Genomic DNA, 20,155 nt, shown 5'->3' with positions numbered 1-20,155 from the left:
TCATGCAAAAGCAAGGACAAAGTATCGTCAATAACCAACACGACGAGCTGGGTGAGTTTACCCAATGTTGGTTATCTGGTGTTCTTAAACATAGTGGCGCTCAAAAAGTCATTTGTTTCTTATCTCAAGTATCAGGAACACAACTTTTTAAAATGGCTGAAGGTGATACTCAACGTAATGATCAACGTACAATTAAATTAACCTATTTAGAGCATAATCACGTTAAAAATAAACGTCTTAATACTGATTATCGAGAATTCAATACCTTAACTCTTTGCATGGCAGAAGGACGTAATTTTAATCTTCATTTTAGCCAATGCAGCGAAGAAATTAAGGATTTGCTTTTTGAACAATCAGAACATTACTCATTAACTGATGGTGAAGTCGAATTCATGCCATTAAAGAATTCCCAACAAAGAGTATCTGGAGTTCTGATGTTCTATTACCCAAGTTTTTCTTCTTATAAACAAAGCGACCGACAAACTATCCATACTCTGAATTCTTTAGCGGTCGATCGTTTAGCTTCTGCGCTAAAAAAACAACAAAAGTCACTAGAAGCGAAACTAACATCGTATGCTAACAATACAGATATTCCTTCTGATCTCAATATCATTGGTAATAGCCAAGCAATAAAAACAGTCCGCTTAACCATTTCTAAAGCCCTGCATATTAATCGTAATGTCTTAGTTACAGGAGAAACCGGCAGTGGTAAAGAGCTGATAGCAAAAGCCATTCATCAATTTGGTAATCGTAGAAACGAACCTTATGTCGTTCAAAATTGCGCCTCGATTCCAGAACATTTATTAGAAAGTGAATTATTTGGATATCAAAAAGGCGCATTTACAGGAGCAGACAGAGATTACATAGGACTAATACGCTCGGCAGATAAAGGCATTCTTTTCTTGGATGAAATTGGTGATATGCCGAGTTCATTACAAGCTAAATTACTTCGTGTATTAGAAGAAAAAAAAGTGAGGCCTCTTGGTTCAACCACCCTTTATGATGTTGATGTAAAAGTCATTTCAGCAACACATCAAGCTTTAATAAAGAAAATAGAACAAGGGGAATTTCGCCAAGATCTCTATTTTCGATTAGCTCAATTCCCTATTGCCCTTCCTGCTCTAAGAGAAAGAGAAGGTGACGTGGCATTACTCAGCCATTTCTTTGCCAACAATTACGCGCAAGAACAACATCAAGCAACTCCCGAATTAACCAAAGAGTTTATTGAATATCTAACAACCTATTCTTTTCCCGGTAACGTCCGTGAACTCAAAAATATCATTGAACGTTGTTGTATGGAGGCTCCTGAAAGTAAGAAACTAGACAAAATCGTTATTATTCAAGTCTTGAACGAACTCATGATGATGACCCCTCAGAGACAGAATGAAAACCAACAAACTGGCAGTCTTTCTTCTCAAATCGAACAATTTGAAAAAACAGTTCTAATGGCATATTTAGAAAAACACCAAGGACACCTTCAAACGGTTGCAAATAGATTGGAGCTTTCAAAGGGCTCACTTGATTATCGATTAAGAAAATTTAACTTATCCGCCAAGGAATGGAGATATTAAGCATGTTGTTACGCTTTTCACTACTCATAACTATCTCGCTGCTTTCTGCATGCAGTAATTACGATGATTATCGTCCCGTTGGCGATCCCGAACCACAAGAACAAACAACCCTAGTTTCAGAGGAGGAATAACATGGAACTGGCCTTTGATATAATTCAATCACACGATCTTCCTATCGACACCCTGCCAACATTCACCTTCAAAAAAACGGGAGGCACCATAGGTCGTAGTCCTAATGCCGATTGGTATATTGCTGATTCAAAACGTCAGCTCTCAAATGTTCACGCCTCTATAAGTTATGACGACGAACAATACTTCATTACAGATAACAGTACTAATGGGACTTACTTTAATGGACAAGAAGCGTCTTTAAACAGCGGAGAATTACACCCAGTGTCTCACGGTGATGTGTATGAACTAGGTTTTATTAAAATTAGAGCTCGCATCCTTCAAGACCCTACTAATTATTCATCTCCAGAAACAAACAGCAACAAGAGTTTAGATCCATTAGCTAATCACGGAACTGATCAAAATCCATCGGTTTTTGACATGATCCCTGATGACAGTTTTTTAAGTAATACTCCAATCGAGGAACTACTAAATAGCGATGAAGAAATCCTTCTCAAACAGGTTAAAGATACGGTTCCCTCTCAAGCAACCGTTGATGACTCGTTACTCAAAGAACAGTTTATTTCACCAGTATTAAAAGACGACATCATTAATGAAGACATTGAACTTGAAGCACAACCCATCGAATCATATGACTCAGAAAAAGTAGAGACTAAGAAGTCACCACAAAAAACTGAGCAAACTAAGATAACGCCAACAGAAAACCATAATGATGCTTATTTAGCAGCCTTATCAAAAGGGCTTGGTATCGAATTAGCAAATTTAGAAAATCCAGAACAAACTCTATTTGATATTGGATCGGCATTACGAAGTTCTGTTAATGGTATTCAGCAATTACTTCGCACCCGAACTGAAATTAAAAACAAACTGACTGCTAATGCAACCACAATTCAAGCACAAGGAAATAATCCTATTAAATTTAGTCATGATGTCAATGATGCCTTAAATGTCATCATTAATCATAAACCTGGCTATTTACAAGGTATCGAAGCCATCAACCAAAGCTGTAAAGACATCCAAGCCAATCAACTCGCCATCCATGACGCTTGCCTGCACACCTTAGATGCTTTGATTGAAAAGTTATCACCGCAAACCTTGATATATCGTTTTGTTCAGGATGGTGTACAAAACCGATTCGGCAAAGCAGATGCTCAATACTGGCAATCCTATACAAAATTACATGAAAAAATAAGCAAAGATAAAGATTGGCGAAATGCCTTATTAGAGCAAGATTTTGCTAAACAATATGAGTCTCAATTACAGATGCTGTCCGCAGCGCTTCGCGTTTAGTAACCAAATTATGAGTGATAAAAAGGACGTAACTATCATGAAAAAACTGTTTTCTCTCATCACCCTACTTTTTATAAGTGCGTGCAGCAATACTCCTGATCCAACCTATGTTGCATTAACACTTAATGCATCTGCAAATCTAAACCCAGATCATGTCGAACGCCCGTCTCCACTAGTCGTCAAAATCATTGAAATTTCATCAATAACCAGTTTTGAAAATGCCGAATTCTTTGATTTATATAATAATGCTAAATCAACACTTGGCTCTGATTTTATCGCCCAAGAAGAGCTAATTCTAAGACCAGGAGATAAAAAAACCATCAAGCTAAAATTAGACATCAAAGGTCAATATCTTGCAGTGATCGGAGCTTATCAAAATATCGAAAGTGCAGATTGGTATTACATTTATAGCGTAGAGCCTGAAGAAGCACAAAAAATAGAATTAATTGCAACAGACAGCGCCATTGTAAAACTAGAACGAGTAAAAAAGAAACCAACACCATCCAACAATAGCACGCGTATATAGAGGGCTGATAAATGCAAAAAGTAATCTGGAAAGAAGGCATGCTATTGCGCCCTCAACACTTTCAGCAAAATGATCGCTATTACCAACATCAACTGCAAGTCAGAACACAGCAGCAGCATAGATTCAATTGGGGATTTCACTCATTAAGCTTTGATAATCATCATTTATCAGTGGGGAAAATTGTCATCAATCAAGCCTCCGGTATTCTACCGGATGGCTCTTTATTTGATATTCAACATCAAACAAACCCTATTGTTTGGGAGTCCGACGCACCAGCAACCAATCTAAATCTGTATTTGGTTATTTCACTGTCTACAATAAATAGCCCTGAAGCTCGTACTGAAAAAGAAACCGAAATAAACACACGCTACGTCTCTTATGACCTGACCGTTTCTGATAACAATGCACAAGTCCAAAACCTACAAACAATCAGCTGCGGCGAATTAGATTTCCATATTATTACCGAAAAGGAAATAGATAATCATTGGGTAAAACTAAAACTGTGTGAAATCAAACAAGTTACACCTGAAGGAGCGATTCAACTAAACCCTAATTTTGAAGCTAGCTTTATCAATGGTTTACACTCTTCATTAGTGCACAGATCATTACGAGAAGTGCTTACTTTAGTAACCCATAAAGCAGACATATTGGCAGAACGTATAACTCAATCAGGGCACGCGACATCAGAAATAGGTGATTTTTTATTATTACAATTACTAAATAAATACGAGCCTCACCTTAATTATTTAAACAAAAGCTCTTACTATCATCCCGAAGAACTTTTCTTACTTCTTGCGTCATTACAAGGTGAACTCTCAACTTATGACTCAACTCATCGCCGAGCGAACCTTGAACTCGCTTACAATCACAAAGAGCAAGGTGACGCTTTTGAGAAAATATTATTCCAACTTCGTAAACAACTAAACCAATCGTTAAAACAAAACGCGTTTGAAATCCCACTTCAAAAACGTAACCACGGTGTACTGATCGCGCCAATATCAGATGATACTTTATTACAAGAAGCGACCTTTATTCTGGCTGCACGCTCTCACACCGATGAAGAAACCCTACGTAAGCAATTACCACCACAACTAAAAGTAGGGCCAGTTGAAAAAATTCGCAACTTAGTAAACCTACAACTGCCAGGAATAACATGTCGCTCTCTCTCTGTCGCACCAAGACAAGTTCCATTCCATGGTGACTATTGTTATTTCACCTTAGATTTAAACACGAATGATCGCTCACAACTCACTCAATCTGGTGGGTTTGCCTTTCACATTGCAGGCGACTTCCCTGAACTTTCACTCTTCTTCTGGGCAATAAGGAATCGTTAATATGAACAGCAGTAACATGGATGACCGCACTGTTCTTATCACGCAAGAACCGCATCAAATTAATCCTGTATTAACTCAGAACACGAGTGCACCCAAGTTTGACCAGTTACAAGACCGTATGGTTTATGCAGCCCGCATAAAACCAGAAGAATATAATTTTGCAGGGAATAATCCACTGATCAGTGCCGCTTCTTCCCTGCTTTGCATCACCTGTGATTTAAAGAAGGAAAGCTATCAAGACATTGAACTTCTAAAACCAAAACTAGTTGAAGAACTGAAGTCATTTGAATTTCAGGCTTTAAATTCAGGAGTAGAAAACAACTACGTTGCACTGTCTCGTTATTTATTATGTTCATTTGTTGATGAAATAATTGTTACTACTCCTTGGGGTTCTGAAAGTCACTGGGCTTCTCAAAGTATGTTGAGTAGCTTTCATAATGAAACTTATGGTGGTGAAAAATTCTTTCTTTTATTAGAAAAGCTTAGTCGTAACCCGGCAAAGTACTTAGACCTCTTAGAATTAATGTACTTATGTTTAAGTCTAGGATTTGAAGGAAAATACCGAGTTTTATCAAGAGGGTTGGTTGAACTTGACGCGATTAGAGATTCCTTATATCGACAAATCCGTTCACTCCGAGGTGATGAAAAGTCAAGCTTATCTCCAAACTGGGAACCGAAACAAGTCCAGCGCCATAAGCTCACAAGACAAACTTCATGGGTTGGTATTGTCTGCGTCGTAACTATTTCGTTATGCGCTATTTATGGTGGCTTTTACTACGTTTTAAATCAGCAATCAGAACTCGTTATTCATGCTTTTCAGCAAATTGAATTATAGGATTTTCACGGATGAAATCATTTTTTAACTCATTAATAACCATTTTAAAAAAGACATGGTGTTGGAGCTTACTTTGCTCGTTACTTATCGCCTTGGTTCTTTGCCTATTTGGTAAGCATATTGCTATCGCCAATACCCCGCTAATCGAAACTACTACAGGTAAAGTACTTACGGTTTTTATCTGCTTATTATTATGGGCCTCATTCAACCTTACCCTTTGGTGGTTAGCTAAACGCGAAGCACAAAAAGAAGAAAATAAAGAAGCGTACGAAGCAGCTCAATCAGAGCTCGCCTATATACAAGAGCATACATCTACATTAAAAGAAAAATTAGATGCTGCTATTGCCACCATAAAGCGAGCTGGATTGTATGGAAAACTAAGCAATAACGTCAAATATCAACTTCCTTGGTACATGGTCATTGGTCCTCAAAACAGCGGAAAAACAACGCTACTAGAATGCTCTGGTCTAGATTTTCCTCTAAACCAAACAGATGGCCATTACACTAGAGATATTCAAAACAGCCAACATTGCGAATGGTATTTTGCCAATCATGCAGTATTACTTGATGCAGCAGGTCGTTTTTTTGATCTACATGAAAATGAATTAAATAAACCTATTTGGAACCGTTTTTTAAAAGCATTACACAGCAAGCGCCGTCGTCGTCCACTTAATGGGGTAATTTTAACAATTGATATCACCACCTTACAATCCCCCGATGAAAGCAGCATTGAAGTACAAGCTCGTTATGTAAGAGAGCGATTACAAGAAATAAGGCATGAACTTAATTCAGATATGCCAATTTATTTCTTATTGACCAAAATGGATAAAGTCGAAGGGTTTGAACCCTTCTTCTCCTCGCTTTCTCGTGAAGAAATGGACCAAGTATTTGGAATTACATTTAATGAAGGTGAAGGACAGCAAGCCGATAAAATCAAACAAGAATTTGAAAAGTTAATTCTGCGTATTGATTCACAAGTTATGTCTAGGTTACATGACGAACGTGACGTAATGAAACGTGCAGAATTATTGCAATTCCCAAGACAGCTCAGCTTTCTTGCTGAACGTCTGGCATTATTCGCTGAACTTGCCTTTACCAAAACGCGCTACCATCAAGCTTCTCACTTACGTGGCTTATATTTAACTTCTGTGCCTGCACCGACCAATATACATACCGACTCTAGCACTTCAAATATAGGAAAAAATCTAGGTATAAGTTCACGAGTATTGCCAACTTACCAACACCAACGTGGGTTCTTCATTCGTAAGTTATTAGATGATGTTATCTTCCCAAACAGTGAATTATCAACACTCAACGAGAGTTATGAGAAAAAAGTTAAACTTAAAAATATTGCAATCTACGCAAGTTCATTTGCTATGGTTATTGGGCTTGGATCATTATGGGCAACTAGCTTTTTAAATAACCATAATAAACAACAGCAACTACTTGAATTAGCCGGTGACTATAATCAAAACATTGTCCACCTTTCTCCGTTAGCGCCTTCAATTGAGCTATTACCAACACTTGACGCTTTACTAAAAGCTACCCAAATATACTCAGAAGAAGAGGATAAGTTTCCAGAAAATATAGCAGGGTTACAGCAAGGTAATACACTAAGAACAGCCGCAAATAGTGCTTATCATCTGCAGTTAATTGAACTACTGCTACCTAAAATCACTAGCGAACTGGAGTATCAGGTAACTAATAATCAAGATAACCGTGAGTTTCTTACTCCTTCCTTACGCGCTTATTTAATGTTAAATCTGCACGAGCACTTAGATGCTAGTTATTTAAAACAGTGGATGGGGCTCCATTGGTCTTATGTATACAGTGGATCTGCAACAGAACAAAATTCACTACAAACTCATTTTGCAAATTTACTCGATATTGGTTTCGCTCCAGTCTCTTTAAACGACAATTTAGTCGCTAAATCACGCAAGTACCTCAGAGAAGCAGATACATCTGCATTGGTTTATCAGCAATTAAAACAAGATGCAAAGGAGATGGATTTACGAGACATTAAACTAAGCGATCACCTTGGTCCAAATCAAAATATATTTAATCATACCAATACATTAATCCCTGGTTTATATACACAAGAGGGGTATCAACGTGTATTTCTAAATAAAGGCCTCGATCAGGTCAAACAATTAATTGATGAAAATTGGGTCATCGGATTATCTAGCGATTTAAGTACCAACGAGATCCGCGCATTATATGCCGAAGTAGAAGACCTTTATTTTCATGATTACATTCGCTATTGGAAAGAAGCCGTTGATCAATTACAAATAAAACCCGTTAAAAATATAGACGAAGCAATCCTTCAAATCGCTAATATGACAGGATCAAGCCAACCGGTTTTAAAATTGTTAAATTTGGTACGTGAAAACACTACTTTTATTGACCAAGCTCAACTGGCATCTAATGCCGCAAAAACGACAAAGAAACTACCGATTAATACTAAACTCAAAAAAGTAGCATCTCTTGGGTTGCATAGTGTTGAAGAGCGCTCACAAAGTGCTAGAAAAGCGGTAAGTAACCAATTTGAGCCACTAAACCTACTATTAACAGATAAAGCACAAGCAACCATACCTCTTGAAGATGCCTTAGTGGTTATCAATGAACTCAGTGGTCGTTTATCTATGGTGAAGTTCTCTCCCAATCCTGATCAAACAGCGTTTAAGATTGCAAGAGATCGTATGCAAGGGATACCAAACGAATTAAACGATATTCGAGTCATGGCAGAGACACTTCCTCAACCATTACAGCAATGGTGGAAACAAATCTCAAATAACGCTTGGGGAATCACCTTACATCACTCGCGAGACTATATTCAAATGGTCTATCACGATAAAGTAGTTACTCATTATGATGTAGCATTATCCGGCCGCTATCCATTTAAAAACAGTAATCAAGACGTAAACATTGCTGATTTTGACGAATTTTTCCAAAATGGGGGAATTCTCGATTCTTTCTTTGATGCCTATTTAGCTTCATTCGTAAATAAGCAAAAAGGAAAGTTTGAGCAGAAAACATTACATGGTCATTCCCTTGGTTTATCTCGTTCATTTTTAAATCAATATAACTACGGCCTAACCATCCAAAGAATGTTTTATGGGTCTAAAGGCAAAGAAGCCAATGTCTCTTTCCGTATCGCTCCATTTGAATTAGATGCTAGCGCACTTCAATCAACTTTCTATTATGGAAAGAAAAAATTTGCTTATCGTCATGGTCCAATTCAGAAAAAGCGCTTTACTTGGCCTATCACAAATCAACGTCAGTACGTAAGTTTTGTCCTTCAAGACTTAAGCGGAACAAAAGTCGTTAACCAACAGAACTCTGGGCCTTGGGCTTTTTTCAGAGTACTTGATAAATTTAGTGTCAATAGATACCGAGGAAATGATGTAATTAAACTCGATTTAGAAAATAAAGGAATGAAAGCAAAATACTTAATTTACAGTGATCGCACTCCTAATCCATTTAATCGAAAAATATTAACTAATTTTTACCTTCCAAAAAGGATTAATGGATGAGCCAGCAATTTCAAACGGCTCACTTCTCAGAAGAGGGAAAGGTAAGGGACAAAAATGAAGACGCTATTTTGTCCTTTACCGAGCAAGGGATCTGGATTGTAGCTGATGGTATGGGTGGATATGAGTATGGCGAGATAGCCAGCAATATGATCACTGATGCTTTTCAATCTGAGCTATTGTACGGAACGATAGAACAAAAAATTGAAAAAGCAAAACGAATGTTGAGTAAAGTGAACCATCATTTGAGCCAAGAAAAAACCCTTTCTCACAGTGCTGTCATTGGCAGCACTGTTTGCATGCTTATTGCCCATAATGGGCACATTGCTTGCCTTTGGGCCGGAGATTCTCGCTGCTACCTCTTTCGTCATAATAAGCTTTATCAAATTTCACAAGATCATACTCGTGAGCAAAATGGCAAAGAAGCATTGACCCAAGCAATCGGAATGGGAAGTAATTTAACCATTGATCATTGCATTGTTCCCTTGCAGCATCAAGATACCTTCTTACTCTCTAGCGATGGTGTCCATAAATATCTTGCGAGTTCTATGATAGAAGCCTGTATGGCACTCCCTAGCGCATTAAAAGGTTGCTACCACTTAAAAGAACAAGTGTTACTTACCGAAGCAAACGACAATCTATCCGCAATTATGATTAAGGCGAATCGATGACTGAAATGAATATTAACCAGTTTCTTTCTGATGAGTCTGACTTTGACGATGATAACTCACTCTCTAAAAAAAGACCTTTAAAGCCGATTCCAAAAGTCATCAATGGCCGCTATAAAATAAAGCGCGTTTTAGGCGTGGGAGGAATGGGAATTGTTTATCAAGTAGATGATTTATTGTTGAAAAGTATTGGACTAGAACAATATGAATTCGCTATTAAAGTATTAAATAGTGAATCCGCTGAATTTAATGATGCGGATTTACTTTTAGTTAATGAGTACTTACAAGCGAATCAATTACAACACCCGAACATTGTCCCAATACAACACTTAGCATTGTGTGAAGAATCACTACGAGGGTTTCTAGTAATGCCTATGGTAAAAGGAGAATTACTGTCTTTACTGCTTGATTCCCCTTTTGAGAATATCCCTGATGATGCTCGTTTAAAGTACGCATTTATATTAATAAATTGTTTACTTCACTGCCACAAACGAGGCGTTATCCATGGCGATTTAAAGCCCAGCAATATTCTTATCTCTAACAATAATGAGCTGCATCTTTTTGATTTTAGTATCAGTCGAAATATGGACCCCAATAAAAATAATTTTGCGATCAACTTTAATCAAGTTCATGCATGGAGTGGGGATTATGCTGCACCTGAAGTACTTCAAGGCAATGCGCCCACGATAAAAAGTGACCTCTACTCTCTCTCAATTCTACTTTATAAACTCTTACTTCGAACTCACCCCTATCAACAAAAAGAAAGTACCGTCGGGACAAAAACCAAAGAGCAACAAAAGATACATAAATTACTTCTTCAGGCAATGGGGCCAGTACCTGCAGAAAGAATTTTAAACTTTAAAGCCTTAATCTCTGTATTTAAAGAGATTAAAAATAAACAAACTATAGAAAAGAAAAAACCATTATTACAAAAGGTAACTTCCGTATTTTCACGGCATTAAAGTGGATAAAAAATGATATAAATTTAACGCTATGCAATTTGCTCCATTTCTGCAGAACTAAAACTAGAGATCTGATTACGGCCTGATGTTTTTGATTCATAAAGAGCAAGATCAGCACGCTTATAGCTTGACTCACTGCTGATACAGATGTCCGTAAGACCACCACTGATCGTAATTTTTACACCTTCATATAAATTTATAGCTACTCGTAAACGGTTTAAAATAATATCCGCCTCTTTCAGTGTGGTATTAGGGAGAATAATGGCAAACTCTTCTCCCCCAATACGAGCAACGAAATCAGATTTTCTACCTTCAGAATCTAAAATGCTTCCTACCTGGGTAATCACTTTATCCCCAACATCATGCCCATATTGGTCATTAATTCTTTTAAAGTGGTCAATATCAATAATCGCTAAACAAGACTTGCCAATCTCATTGTTCGTCTGCTCTTCATCAACAATAGATAAAAATTCACTCTCGAATTTACGACGATTCCAGCATTGAGTTAATACGTCTTTCTCACTTAAATCTCTAAGTCGATTTTCTAGTTCTTTTCGAGCTGTAATATCAACGAATGACGCAATAAAATACTCCATTTTACCGTCATAATTACAAATAGCTTGAATACGTAAAATCTCGGTTAATAAAGTGCCATCCTTTCTTTTATTTGTTATCTCACCTTCCCATAAACCATTAGACTGAATCGCTGCCCACATTGAAGAATAAAAACTTTTCTTGTGTTCTCCTGACTTAAATATCGATGGAGATAACCCTAATACTTCATCTTCTTCCCAGCCACTTAAACGAGTGAACTCCTCATTAACCTTAATAATACGGTTATTTTTATCGGTAATAACAAGTGCTGACATCCCATTTAGTGCAGCTAAAGCTAATTGACTTTCCAAACTAGTGGTTCTATGTTTTGCAATATAACGAGCAATCAATACCGATATAAAAATGATAACGATCATTGCCATTATTGATTCATAAATAATAAACGTGAGTTTATGATCTAAATTTGTCACTTGTAATGTATTAGGACTACTCAATATTAAATAAAATGAACGACTCGCAAAATCACCATCAAATATTAATTTTGTATACGAGTAAGCATTTTCCTTAGTTGAAAAAATACCAGAATTTTGAGATTTTATCTTTTCCCATAGTTCAGGGCTTTCAATAGATAAATTATAGCTTCTTCGTTCAGGTATAAGATGGCCCAATGTTTTAGAACCATCTTTTGATGCAAGGTAATAGCCCTTCTCATTAACAAATTCAACAAGATCTTTTCCCTCTAAAGAATCCTCTAACTTTGAGATAATCTCATAAAGATCTAAATTGAAAAATAAGTATCCTTTTCGCTCTTCACCGATTTCAACGGGAGTAAAAATTCGTAATGAAGGCCTCGGTGGCATAATAACTTGCCCATGCTCGACTTCTAGATCAATACCGAAAAAACCTAACTCATCAGCTTTGAGAGTTTGTGCGTAGAGAAAATAGTCTCGTTGAGATTTATCTTGAAGTTGATGTATCGAAGTTATATTAATTTGAGAATTTTTCTCATCAAGACGGGAGATCTCTTTTCCATCAATACCAATAAAACGGATCTGAGAAATGTACGCATAATTTGTCGCAGTTAATGACCAAAGAGACTCTAACAGTGCTCTATTTTTTGTAGAGGGATCCTGTATAAATTGCAATAGCATTCTGTTATCGGACAGTAATTTTAAAGAAGTCCCTAACTCAGAAGCAATTGAATAAATCTCTTTTTGGCTAACATTTAATTGATGCTTAGCTGTATTTTGTCTCTGATATTGGATGGCATTTAATTCCGTATGGTACAAGCCCCAAAAATAGAAAACCGGTGTGATGCCAATCAATAAGATAGTAACAAGAAAATATTTTATTTGTTTATAAATCATACAACCATTCAAAATGCCAATTTTTACCCGTCGCATTCTATCAAATTAATATAATTAATTAGTGATCTCGCTCTAATTGTTTATCTGAATATGTTGTTTAATTACGGTGTAATATTTACAGCAACTATACAAAGATAAAGCATCAATGGTAATGTATATATATTTAATACTAAATATCACTAATTCTATAAATAAATTCGGTTTTTCTCTGAAATTTAAAAATCGTAATTTAAGCTAATAGTACTGTAAATTTCATCATGAGATTTACCAGTAGCAACAACGCTATTATAAATATATTCAGCATCAAGCATTAAAGATAAGCTTTCCATTAATTTGTTTTTTAAATACCCATGCGTTGTCGTTGTACTATTTGAATCACCATAATCCATACGTATTCCGCCACCTATTTCTAAGCCATCTGCAATTTTACTCTCTCCTTCAATAAAAAGGTTTGCGATCACCTCATCTTCTGAATGATTTGGGAGATCACTATCAAATCGTTGACGTTTCGAATAGCGATAACCAGGACCAGCTCCAATATCTAATGATGTCTTTTCTGAATCAACAAGATTGGCACCAAAGCCACTTACAAGCAAAACTTGCTCTCGATAAGTAGCAAACTGGTCATGTTCATATTTTACATTACCAAAGATAAAGAAGGTTTCTGACATATCATGTTTCAGATCATAAGTGGTTTTATTTTTATTTGTACCGTCATCACTGTCATTTCCTTTTGTATAATACGTAGAGAATGCTGCGGTATGGTGCCATAATTCTTCTTCGTATTTTAAAATCATACCCGAGTTAACCGACATGGAAGTTTCGTCTGTTTTTGTATAAATAAAACCGACCTTCGCATCACCGCTAAACTCACCTGAAGCTGTAATATCTTCAGTTTTAGCAATGGTTGAAAAACTCAATAAAATCAATGTAAACAATAAAGACGCTACGGCGGGTAATTTGAACATATGCTTCCTTAACAGAGTAAGTAAAATAAGCGGTATTATAACGGAGTATCATAAACAGAATGATAAACCCACTCTAACGTATTACATTTAAGACACGTGAAAATTACGTAATTTTACCTAAATTGAACGTAGCCGTTTGTTTATTAATCACTTAGCATGTTTTTTATTATTTTCCCTTGCAATCTAAATGAGCATGTTCAATAATCCCTCTCGTTCTACGGAACTACAGAATCTATGGAGGCCCTGGTCCTCCCGCAACACTAACTCGTGAACTCGGTCAGGCCTGGAAGGGAGCAGCCGCAGCGGGCGACGTGTGTGCCGGGATGTGGCTGGGGCTTCCACCCTTTTAAAAAACCGCTTTTATTAGCGGTTTTTTATTGCCTGAAATTCCGCTTTGAACTTAACGCTTCCTCTTGTCACATATAGTAATACCAATCGTAGTAAATAACTGATCATCCTAGCTGGTTAAAAGGAGAGATGGTTGGATCTACAAATCAACTTCGCCCTAAAACAATTCTAGCCGGAATTGATACTCAAGCCAGTGGCGCTATTGAAGGCGATAGTATCAATACTGTGTGTGACTACCCAAAAGCGGACGCCGCCAAAGCATGGAATCACTTAATGAACCAAACTTTTGTTGATTTTCAGTTCCATCCAGAAACCCCATCAGATTGGTATTTTCATAATAACAATAATAGTACGGACTTATCTTATATTCGTTTCATGCACAAAATAAAAAGAAGAGCTCAGATAATTGCTATGTAAAATATATCGAAGCTAAAGACGAAAATACTCTTCCTATTTTTGAATTTGTTAATACAGGGTGTTAATCGCATAGCTACATAATAAACAGACAACCTTGATACAAAAATAAATGTAATTGCGTATATTTAAATTATATTTATTGGGATCTGCCCTGTAATTTATAAATACTTCCTAGCACATATTTATTTCTATTCTAATCTTAATTCACATCAATTAAAAAGTTAGTTGATGTTTTTGAATTACCTTTAAGGATATGAAATGGAACATTCAAAGTTAAAAAGAAAACATAATTATAAATTTGCCCTCTCTACACTCACTCTTTCTTGTTTAATGGCATTTAATGCTCAAGCGGCTGTAGATTGTATCCCTCTTGAAACATGGGATGCTGGCAAAGTTTATAACGGTGGAGAAGAAGTAAAACAAGGCAGTAATGCCTATAAAGCAAAGTATTGGACTCAGAATAATGATCCCGCGACCGCTGGTGAATGGGGCGCATGGCAGGACTTAGGTGTTTGTTCTGGTGAAGCAGTTAATATCGCACCAACCGTTGATTTAACCTCTCCTAGTGCTACGGATAAAATAACAACAGGTGAGGTTGTTACATTAACCGCATCCGCATCTGACAGTGATGGCTCAGTATCTCGCGTTGATTTTTCTGTTGATGGTTCAGTAATAGCATCATCAACGACCTCCCCTTATAGTGCCGCTTGGACTGCAGTTGAAGGCTCTCATACCTTCAGTGCTCAATCTTATGATGATAAAGGCGCTGTCAGCACGACAAGTTCTGTTGTCATTGCGGTAACAAGCACTCCAACTGATAATATTGCACCAACAGCAAGTTTAAGTTTATCTGCATCAAGTGTAGAACTTGGGGCAACAGTCACATTAACCGCTAACGCGACAGACTCTGATGGCACTATAGATAAAGTTGATTTCTATATTAACAACGCTCTTGTCGGAACAGCCGCTACCGCGCCTTACACTCTACAATATAAAACAACTGCCGCAGGTTCACTGTCTGTTTATGCAAAAGCAACGGATAACCTAGGTGCATCAACAAATTCAACAGCATCGACATTGACTGTCACTAGCTCACTTCCTGTTGCTGATAACTGTCGTCCTGATGGTTTATATCAAACCGAAGGTGTTACTGTTCCCTACTGTACTACTTACGATAAAGAGGGCCGTGAGTTAATGGGAGCTGATCACCCTCGTCGTGTTATTGGTTACTTTACAAGCTGGAGAGATGGTGGCGATGAACAAAATAGCTATCTAGTAAAAGATATCCCTTGGGAGCAATTAACACACATTAATTACGCTTTTGTGAGCATTGGCTCTGATGGTAAAGTCAATGTTGGTGATGTTACCGACCCAAATAATGCGGCAACAGGTAAAGAATGGGCAGGGGTTGAAATTGACCCAACGCTAGGCTTTAAAGGTCATTTTGGTGCTCTAGCTACTGCAAAAGAAAAACATGGAGTTAAAACCTTAATCTCTATTGGCGGTTGGGCTGAAACTGGCGGTCACTTTGGTGCAGATGGTAATCGTGTTGCTGATGGTGGTTTCTATACTATGACAACCAATGCCGATGGCAGCATCAACCATGCAGGTATTGAAAAGTTTGCCGCATCTGCTGTTGAAATGATGCGTAAATACAAATTTGATGGTTTAGATATTGATTACGAATACCCTACTTCTATGGCCGGTGCTGGTAACCCTGACGATAAAGCATTCATGGAACCTCGTCGTCAATATTTATGGGCATCATATCAAGTATTAATGAAAACACTTCGTGAAAAACTGGATGTTATCTCTGCACAAGATGGCCAGCATTATATGCTAACTATCGCAGCGCCATCTTCAGGTTATTTACTACGTGGTATGGAAACGTTTGATGTTACTCAATACTTAGATTATGTAAACATCATGTCTTATGACTTACACGGTGCATGGAATGATCACGTAGGTCACAATGCGGCATTATATGATACAGGTAAAGATTCTGAATTAGCTCAGTGGAACGTTTATGATACTGAAGCTTATGGTGGTATTGGTTATCTAAATACTGACTGGGCTTATCACTACTTCCGCGGCTCAATGCCTGCTGGTCGTATCAATATCGGTGTTCCTTATTATACTCGTGGTTGGCAAGGTGTTACTGGTGGTGAGAATGGTCTATGGGGTCGCGCTCCATTACCAGATCAAGCTCAATGTGATGCAGGAACAGGCGAAGGTGAGAAAAACAATTGTGGTTACGGTGCATTAGGTATCGATAACATGTGGCACGATAAGAACTCATACGGCCAAGAAATGGGGGCAGGTTCTAACCCTATGTGGCATGCTAAAAACCTTCAAGAAGGCATCTTTGGTTCTTACGCAAATATCTACGGTTTAGATCCTGCGAATGATCCTGCCGATCAGTTAGTCGGTACTTATACTCGTCATTACGATAGCGTCGCTGTAGCACCATGGTTATGGAATGCTGAGAAAAAAGTCTTCTTATCTACCGAAGATAAAGATTCTATTAATGTCAAAGCTGACTATGTTATTGACCAAGAAATTGGTGGCATCATGTTCTGGGAACTGGCAGGTGATTACAACTGTTATGTTCTAGATGCGAATGGTAACCGAACGTCTGTAGATGCGACGGAAGCCGCTTGTCAGACGGGCAATGGTGAGTACCACATGGGTAATACCATGACTAAAGCAATTTATGAAAAATTTAAATCTGCAACGCCATATGGTAATACCGTCGCGACTGGAGCAATTCCATCTGAAACTGTTGATATTGCGGTAAGCGTAGGTGGATTTAAAGTGGGTGACCAAAACTACCCAATTAATCCAAAAATCAACTTTACCAATAATACAGGACAAGATATTCCAGGAGGAACAGAGTTCCAATTCGATATCCCAGTATCCGCACCTGATAATGCAAAAGATCAATCAGGTGGTGGTTTACAAGTAGTCGCATCTGGCCATACTCGTGCTAATAACATCGGCGGTTTTGATGGAACTATGCACCGAGTCGCCTTTACCCTTCCTGTATGGAAAGCACTTCCTGCTGGCGGTGTATATGAATTAGATATGGTTTATTATCTACCTATTTCAGGCCCTGCAAACTACACAGTGACAATCAATAATGTTGATTATGCCTTTAAGTTTGAACAACCTGATTTACCTTTAGCTGACCTATCTTCTGGTGGAGATACCGGAGGTGGTGATAATGGCGGAACACCTGACGCTGGTTGTGATGCTACGGGTCTAGTCACTTACCCAGATCTTCCACAAAAAGATTGGGCTGGTAATCCAAGTCATGCAAACACAGGTGATAAAGTGATCAGCAACAATGTAATCTACCAAGCGAATTGGTGGACAGCTGCTGCACCAGGAAGTGATGGAAGTTGGACAAAGGTATGTAACCTTTAACTTTGTTTAATCATTGAAATCAAAAGAGCAGCATAATCGCTGCTCTTTTTTATGCTCACTTATAAATCACGAAGCATTAGCTTTTAAAATATTTAATACAAAGTTCATCAATAGAAAGCGGCTTATCAAAGAAATACCCTTGCGCTAAATCACACTTATATTCTACCAGTGTATCTAGCTGTTCTTTTGTTTCGATACCCTCAGCAACGACCTTCATTTGGCACGAAGCACCTATTGCTATAATCGCTTTAACTAAAGTTTCACTCTGTTCGTTTATAAATAAGCTATTAATGAAGCTACGATCTATCTTAATCTCTGTGATCGGCAAAATATTTAAATAGCTTAATGATGAATATCCTGTACCAAAATCATCCAAAGAAATACCAAAACCTAATTCTTGTAATTGCTTAAGAATAGGAGAAACATCTTCTAAATCACTAATAAGAATATTTTCTGTAATCTCTAGTGTAACCCTAGATACATCAATGCCAGTCACATTAACAATGGCTTTTATCCTTTGAATAAAATCGTCTTTAATAAGTTGTCTAGGAGAAAGGTTGACAGAGATTGTCGCAGCATTAATACCATTAGGCATAAATTTCAGCATATCTTCACAAGCCCGTTGTAATACAAAATCCCCTATTTCATCAATAGCCCCAATCTCTTCTGCAACAGCAATAAAATCTACAGGAGATACAAAACCTAACGTTTTATTGTTCCAACGAGATAATGCTTCTACACCATATAACTCACCAGTTTTAATATCAATTTGTGGTTGATAGATGACTGAAATTTCATTATTAATAAGTGCTGTTCGAAGTTCTTCTTCTAAACTAAATTCATAATTCACTTGTGCATCAATTGTATGATCGAAAAATAAAGCTGCCCCCTTTTGCTTCGCTTTAGACTTATATAAAACGATGTCAGCTTTAGAAATCAAGTCAACTGAATTATCAGCATCATTTGGATACATAGTCACACCAATGCTACAACTGGTTATGATCGCTTTCCCATTAATAGCAAAGCTGTTTTTGAATATAGATTGAATCGCCTGAACTTTCTTTTCTGCCTCTTCTTTTGAACTCAATAATGGAAAACAAAATACAAATTCATCTCCACCAAAGCGAGATACCATATCGTCATCATGAAGTAAGGTACCGAATTTCTGACTAATTTGCTTTAGTAATATATCTCCAACTTCATGACCAAAATGATCATTTATCTTTTTGAAGTCATCCAAATCTACAAACATTACCGCCAAACACTGACCTAATTCTTTAGCGCGTTGGATGCCATTCTCTATTTTTGATTCTAATAACACTCGATTAGGTAACTGTGTTAAAGCATCATGCAAGGCCATATGCTGCATTTTATTTTTAGTTTTTTCTAGTAATCTAAAATCACTATGAATACGTTTTTTAAATCGATTAAAACGCATACCAATATACTTACTGACACTTAAAGATAAGATAGTTAGTATCAACGCCAGAATTAATGTAAGCAGCAAAATCTTAGTTACACCAATTTTGTTTTGTTGCAATAACAATGTCTCTTTATCTTTTAAAAGTCGTTTATTTTCATCCATATAAACGCTGGCCCCAATAACCCAGCCCCATTCATTGTATTCTTTAATAAAACTCAATTTTTCTGCTTGTTTTTCCGTTCTAGGTTTAAATGCACTTATGTATTGCATAAAACCTCCGCCATTATGCGCTAAGGCAAGCATTTTTTGAGTAACTGGACCTTTGTTTGGTGAGTCTTTACTGTATTTATTTGGTTCAATCTTGGATTTATTATAATGTGCTAATGTATTCCCATATTGATCGAGCAAAAATATATAGCCACTCTCACCAAATCGAACTTCAGAGATCCATATCAGTAATTTTTCTTTTATATCTTCTTCTACATTTACAATATATTCGCCTGTACCGATATAAAAGTTTAGTGGTTCAAACCACTTAGCATAACCAATTTTTTCAAATTCTTGATCTTTAACACCTGGCTTTGGGTACCACCAACGACTAAAACCTTCTCCTTTTTCTTTCATAAGATTGATATGATTTTTTACTGGATATGCCCCACGAACGTCTTGCATATGTAATAAATTCTTCCCTTCTAAATCAGGGGAAATAGGATGCATTAAATTACGTCCATCCATTCCATAAATGAAAAAGTAACCACGACCATCATTAAAACGTGATTGCCTTAACGCATCTGAAATGATCTTCA

At 37.2% G+C, this 20,155-nt stretch carries 13 protein-coding genes and 1 other RNA gene; 11 read left to right on the top strand and 3 right to left on the bottom strand.

Annotated features, from left to right (window positions below; translation table 11 throughout):
* Positions 1 to 2 precede the first annotated feature (2 nt).
* From BTO22_RS04450 to BTO22_RS04410, 8 genes are all read left to right on the top strand, one after another.
* Complete coding sequence (locus BTO22_RS04450; RefSeq protein WP_061002071.1) at positions 3 to 1,571, top strand: sigma-54 interaction domain-containing protein; 1,569 nt, start codon at positions 3 to 5, stop codon at positions 1,569 to 1,571.
* A gap of 132 nt (positions 1,572 to 1,703) precedes the next feature.
* Positions 1,704 to 2,990, top strand: coding sequence for a type VI secretion system-associated FHA domain protein TagH (gene tagH / locus BTO22_RS04440; RefSeq protein WP_105054448.1), 1,287 nt, complete (start codon positions 1,704 to 1,706; stop codon positions 2,988 to 2,990).
* Positions 2,991 to 3,000: 10 nt separating this feature from the next.
* Positions 3,001 to 3,516, top strand: a complete 516-nt coding sequence (gene tssJ, locus BTO22_RS04435) for a type VI secretion system lipoprotein TssJ (RefSeq protein WP_258132443.1) — start codon at positions 3,001 to 3,003, stop codon at positions 3,514 to 3,516.
* 11 nt (positions 3,517 to 3,527) lie between these two features.
* Positions 3,528 to 4,850, top strand: a complete 1,323-nt coding sequence (gene tssK / locus BTO22_RS04430) for a type VI secretion system baseplate subunit TssK (protein ID WP_105054446.1) — start codon at positions 3,528 to 3,530, stop codon at positions 4,848 to 4,850.
* A gap of 1 nt (position 4,851) precedes the next feature.
* Positions 4,852 to 5,685, top strand: coding sequence for a type IVB secretion system protein IcmH/DotU (icmH, locus tag BTO22_RS04425; protein ID WP_105054445.1), 834 nt, complete (start codon positions 4,852 to 4,854; stop codon positions 5,683 to 5,685).
* An 11-nt stretch (positions 5,686 to 5,696) separates the two neighbouring features.
* Positions 5,697 to 9,218, top strand: a complete 3,522-nt coding sequence (gene tssM, locus BTO22_RS04420) for a type VI secretion system membrane subunit TssM (protein ID WP_105054444.1) — start codon at positions 5,697 to 5,699, stop codon at positions 9,216 to 9,218.
* A complete protein-coding gene (locus BTO22_RS04415) occupies positions 9,215 to 9,886 on the top strand; it encodes a PP2C family protein-serine/threonine phosphatase (protein ID WP_105054443.1) in 672 nt (223 codons plus the stop codon). The genes tssM and BTO22_RS04415 overlap by 4 nt, the downstream gene beginning before the upstream one ends.
* Entirely contained in the window at positions 9,883 to 10,845 is a 963-nt protein-coding gene (locus BTO22_RS04410; protein WP_105054442.1) for a serine/threonine-protein kinase, read from the top strand. Before BTO22_RS04415 ends, BTO22_RS04410 begins: the two co-directional genes overlap by 4 nt.
* Positions 10,846 to 10,874: 29 nt before the next feature.
* Here BTO22_RS04410 and BTO22_RS04405 read toward each other — a convergent pair whose 3' ends face one another.
* Both BTO22_RS04405 and BTO22_RS04400 read right to left on the bottom strand, forming a co-directional pair.
* On the bottom strand, positions 10,875 to 12,767 hold the full coding sequence (locus BTO22_RS04405; protein WP_105054441.1) for a sensor domain-containing diguanylate cyclase: 1,893 nt from the start codon (positions 12,765 to 12,767) through the stop codon (positions 10,875 to 10,877).
* 215 nt (positions 12,768 to 12,982) lie between these two features.
* Complete coding sequence (locus BTO22_RS04400) at positions 12,983 to 13,735, bottom strand: DUF481 domain-containing protein (RefSeq protein WP_105054440.1); 753 nt, start codon at positions 13,733 to 13,735, stop codon at positions 12,983 to 12,985.
* Between the two features lie 241 nt (positions 13,736 to 13,976).
* Here BTO22_RS04400 and ffs point away from each other — a divergent pair.
* The 3 genes from ffs (at position 13,977) to BTO22_RS04385 (ending at position 17,926) form a co-directional block, all read left to right on the top strand.
* Positions 13,977 to 14,073: signal recognition particle sRNA small type (ffs, locus tag BTO22_RS04395), an RNA gene on the top strand.
* 139 nt (positions 14,074 to 14,212) lie between these two features.
* The gene (locus tag BTO22_RS04390) at positions 14,213 to 14,500 is read left to right on the top strand and encodes a hypothetical protein (protein WP_105054439.1); all 288 of its coding nucleotides are present in this window, start codon (positions 14,213 to 14,215) and stop codon (positions 14,498 to 14,500) included.
* Between the two features lie 258 nt (positions 14,501 to 14,758).
* Entirely contained in the window at positions 14,759 to 17,926 is a 3,168-nt protein-coding gene (locus BTO22_RS04385; protein ID WP_105054438.1) for a chitinase C-terminal domain-containing protein, read from the top strand.
* A 76-nt stretch (positions 17,927 to 18,002) separates the two neighbouring features.
* Here BTO22_RS04385 and BTO22_RS04380 read toward each other — a convergent pair.
* The coding region (locus tag BTO22_RS04380) for a bifunctional diguanylate cyclase/phosphodiesterase (protein ID WP_105054437.1) at positions 18,003 to 20,155 on the bottom strand (2,153 nt) is incomplete at its 5' end.

The organism is Aliivibrio sifiae (assembly GCF_002954705.1).
Taxonomy (GTDB): Bacteria; Pseudomonadota; Gammaproteobacteria; order Enterobacterales; family Vibrionaceae; genus Aliivibrio; species Aliivibrio sifiae_A.
This window is presented reverse-complemented; position numbering and strand designations above follow the sequence as displayed.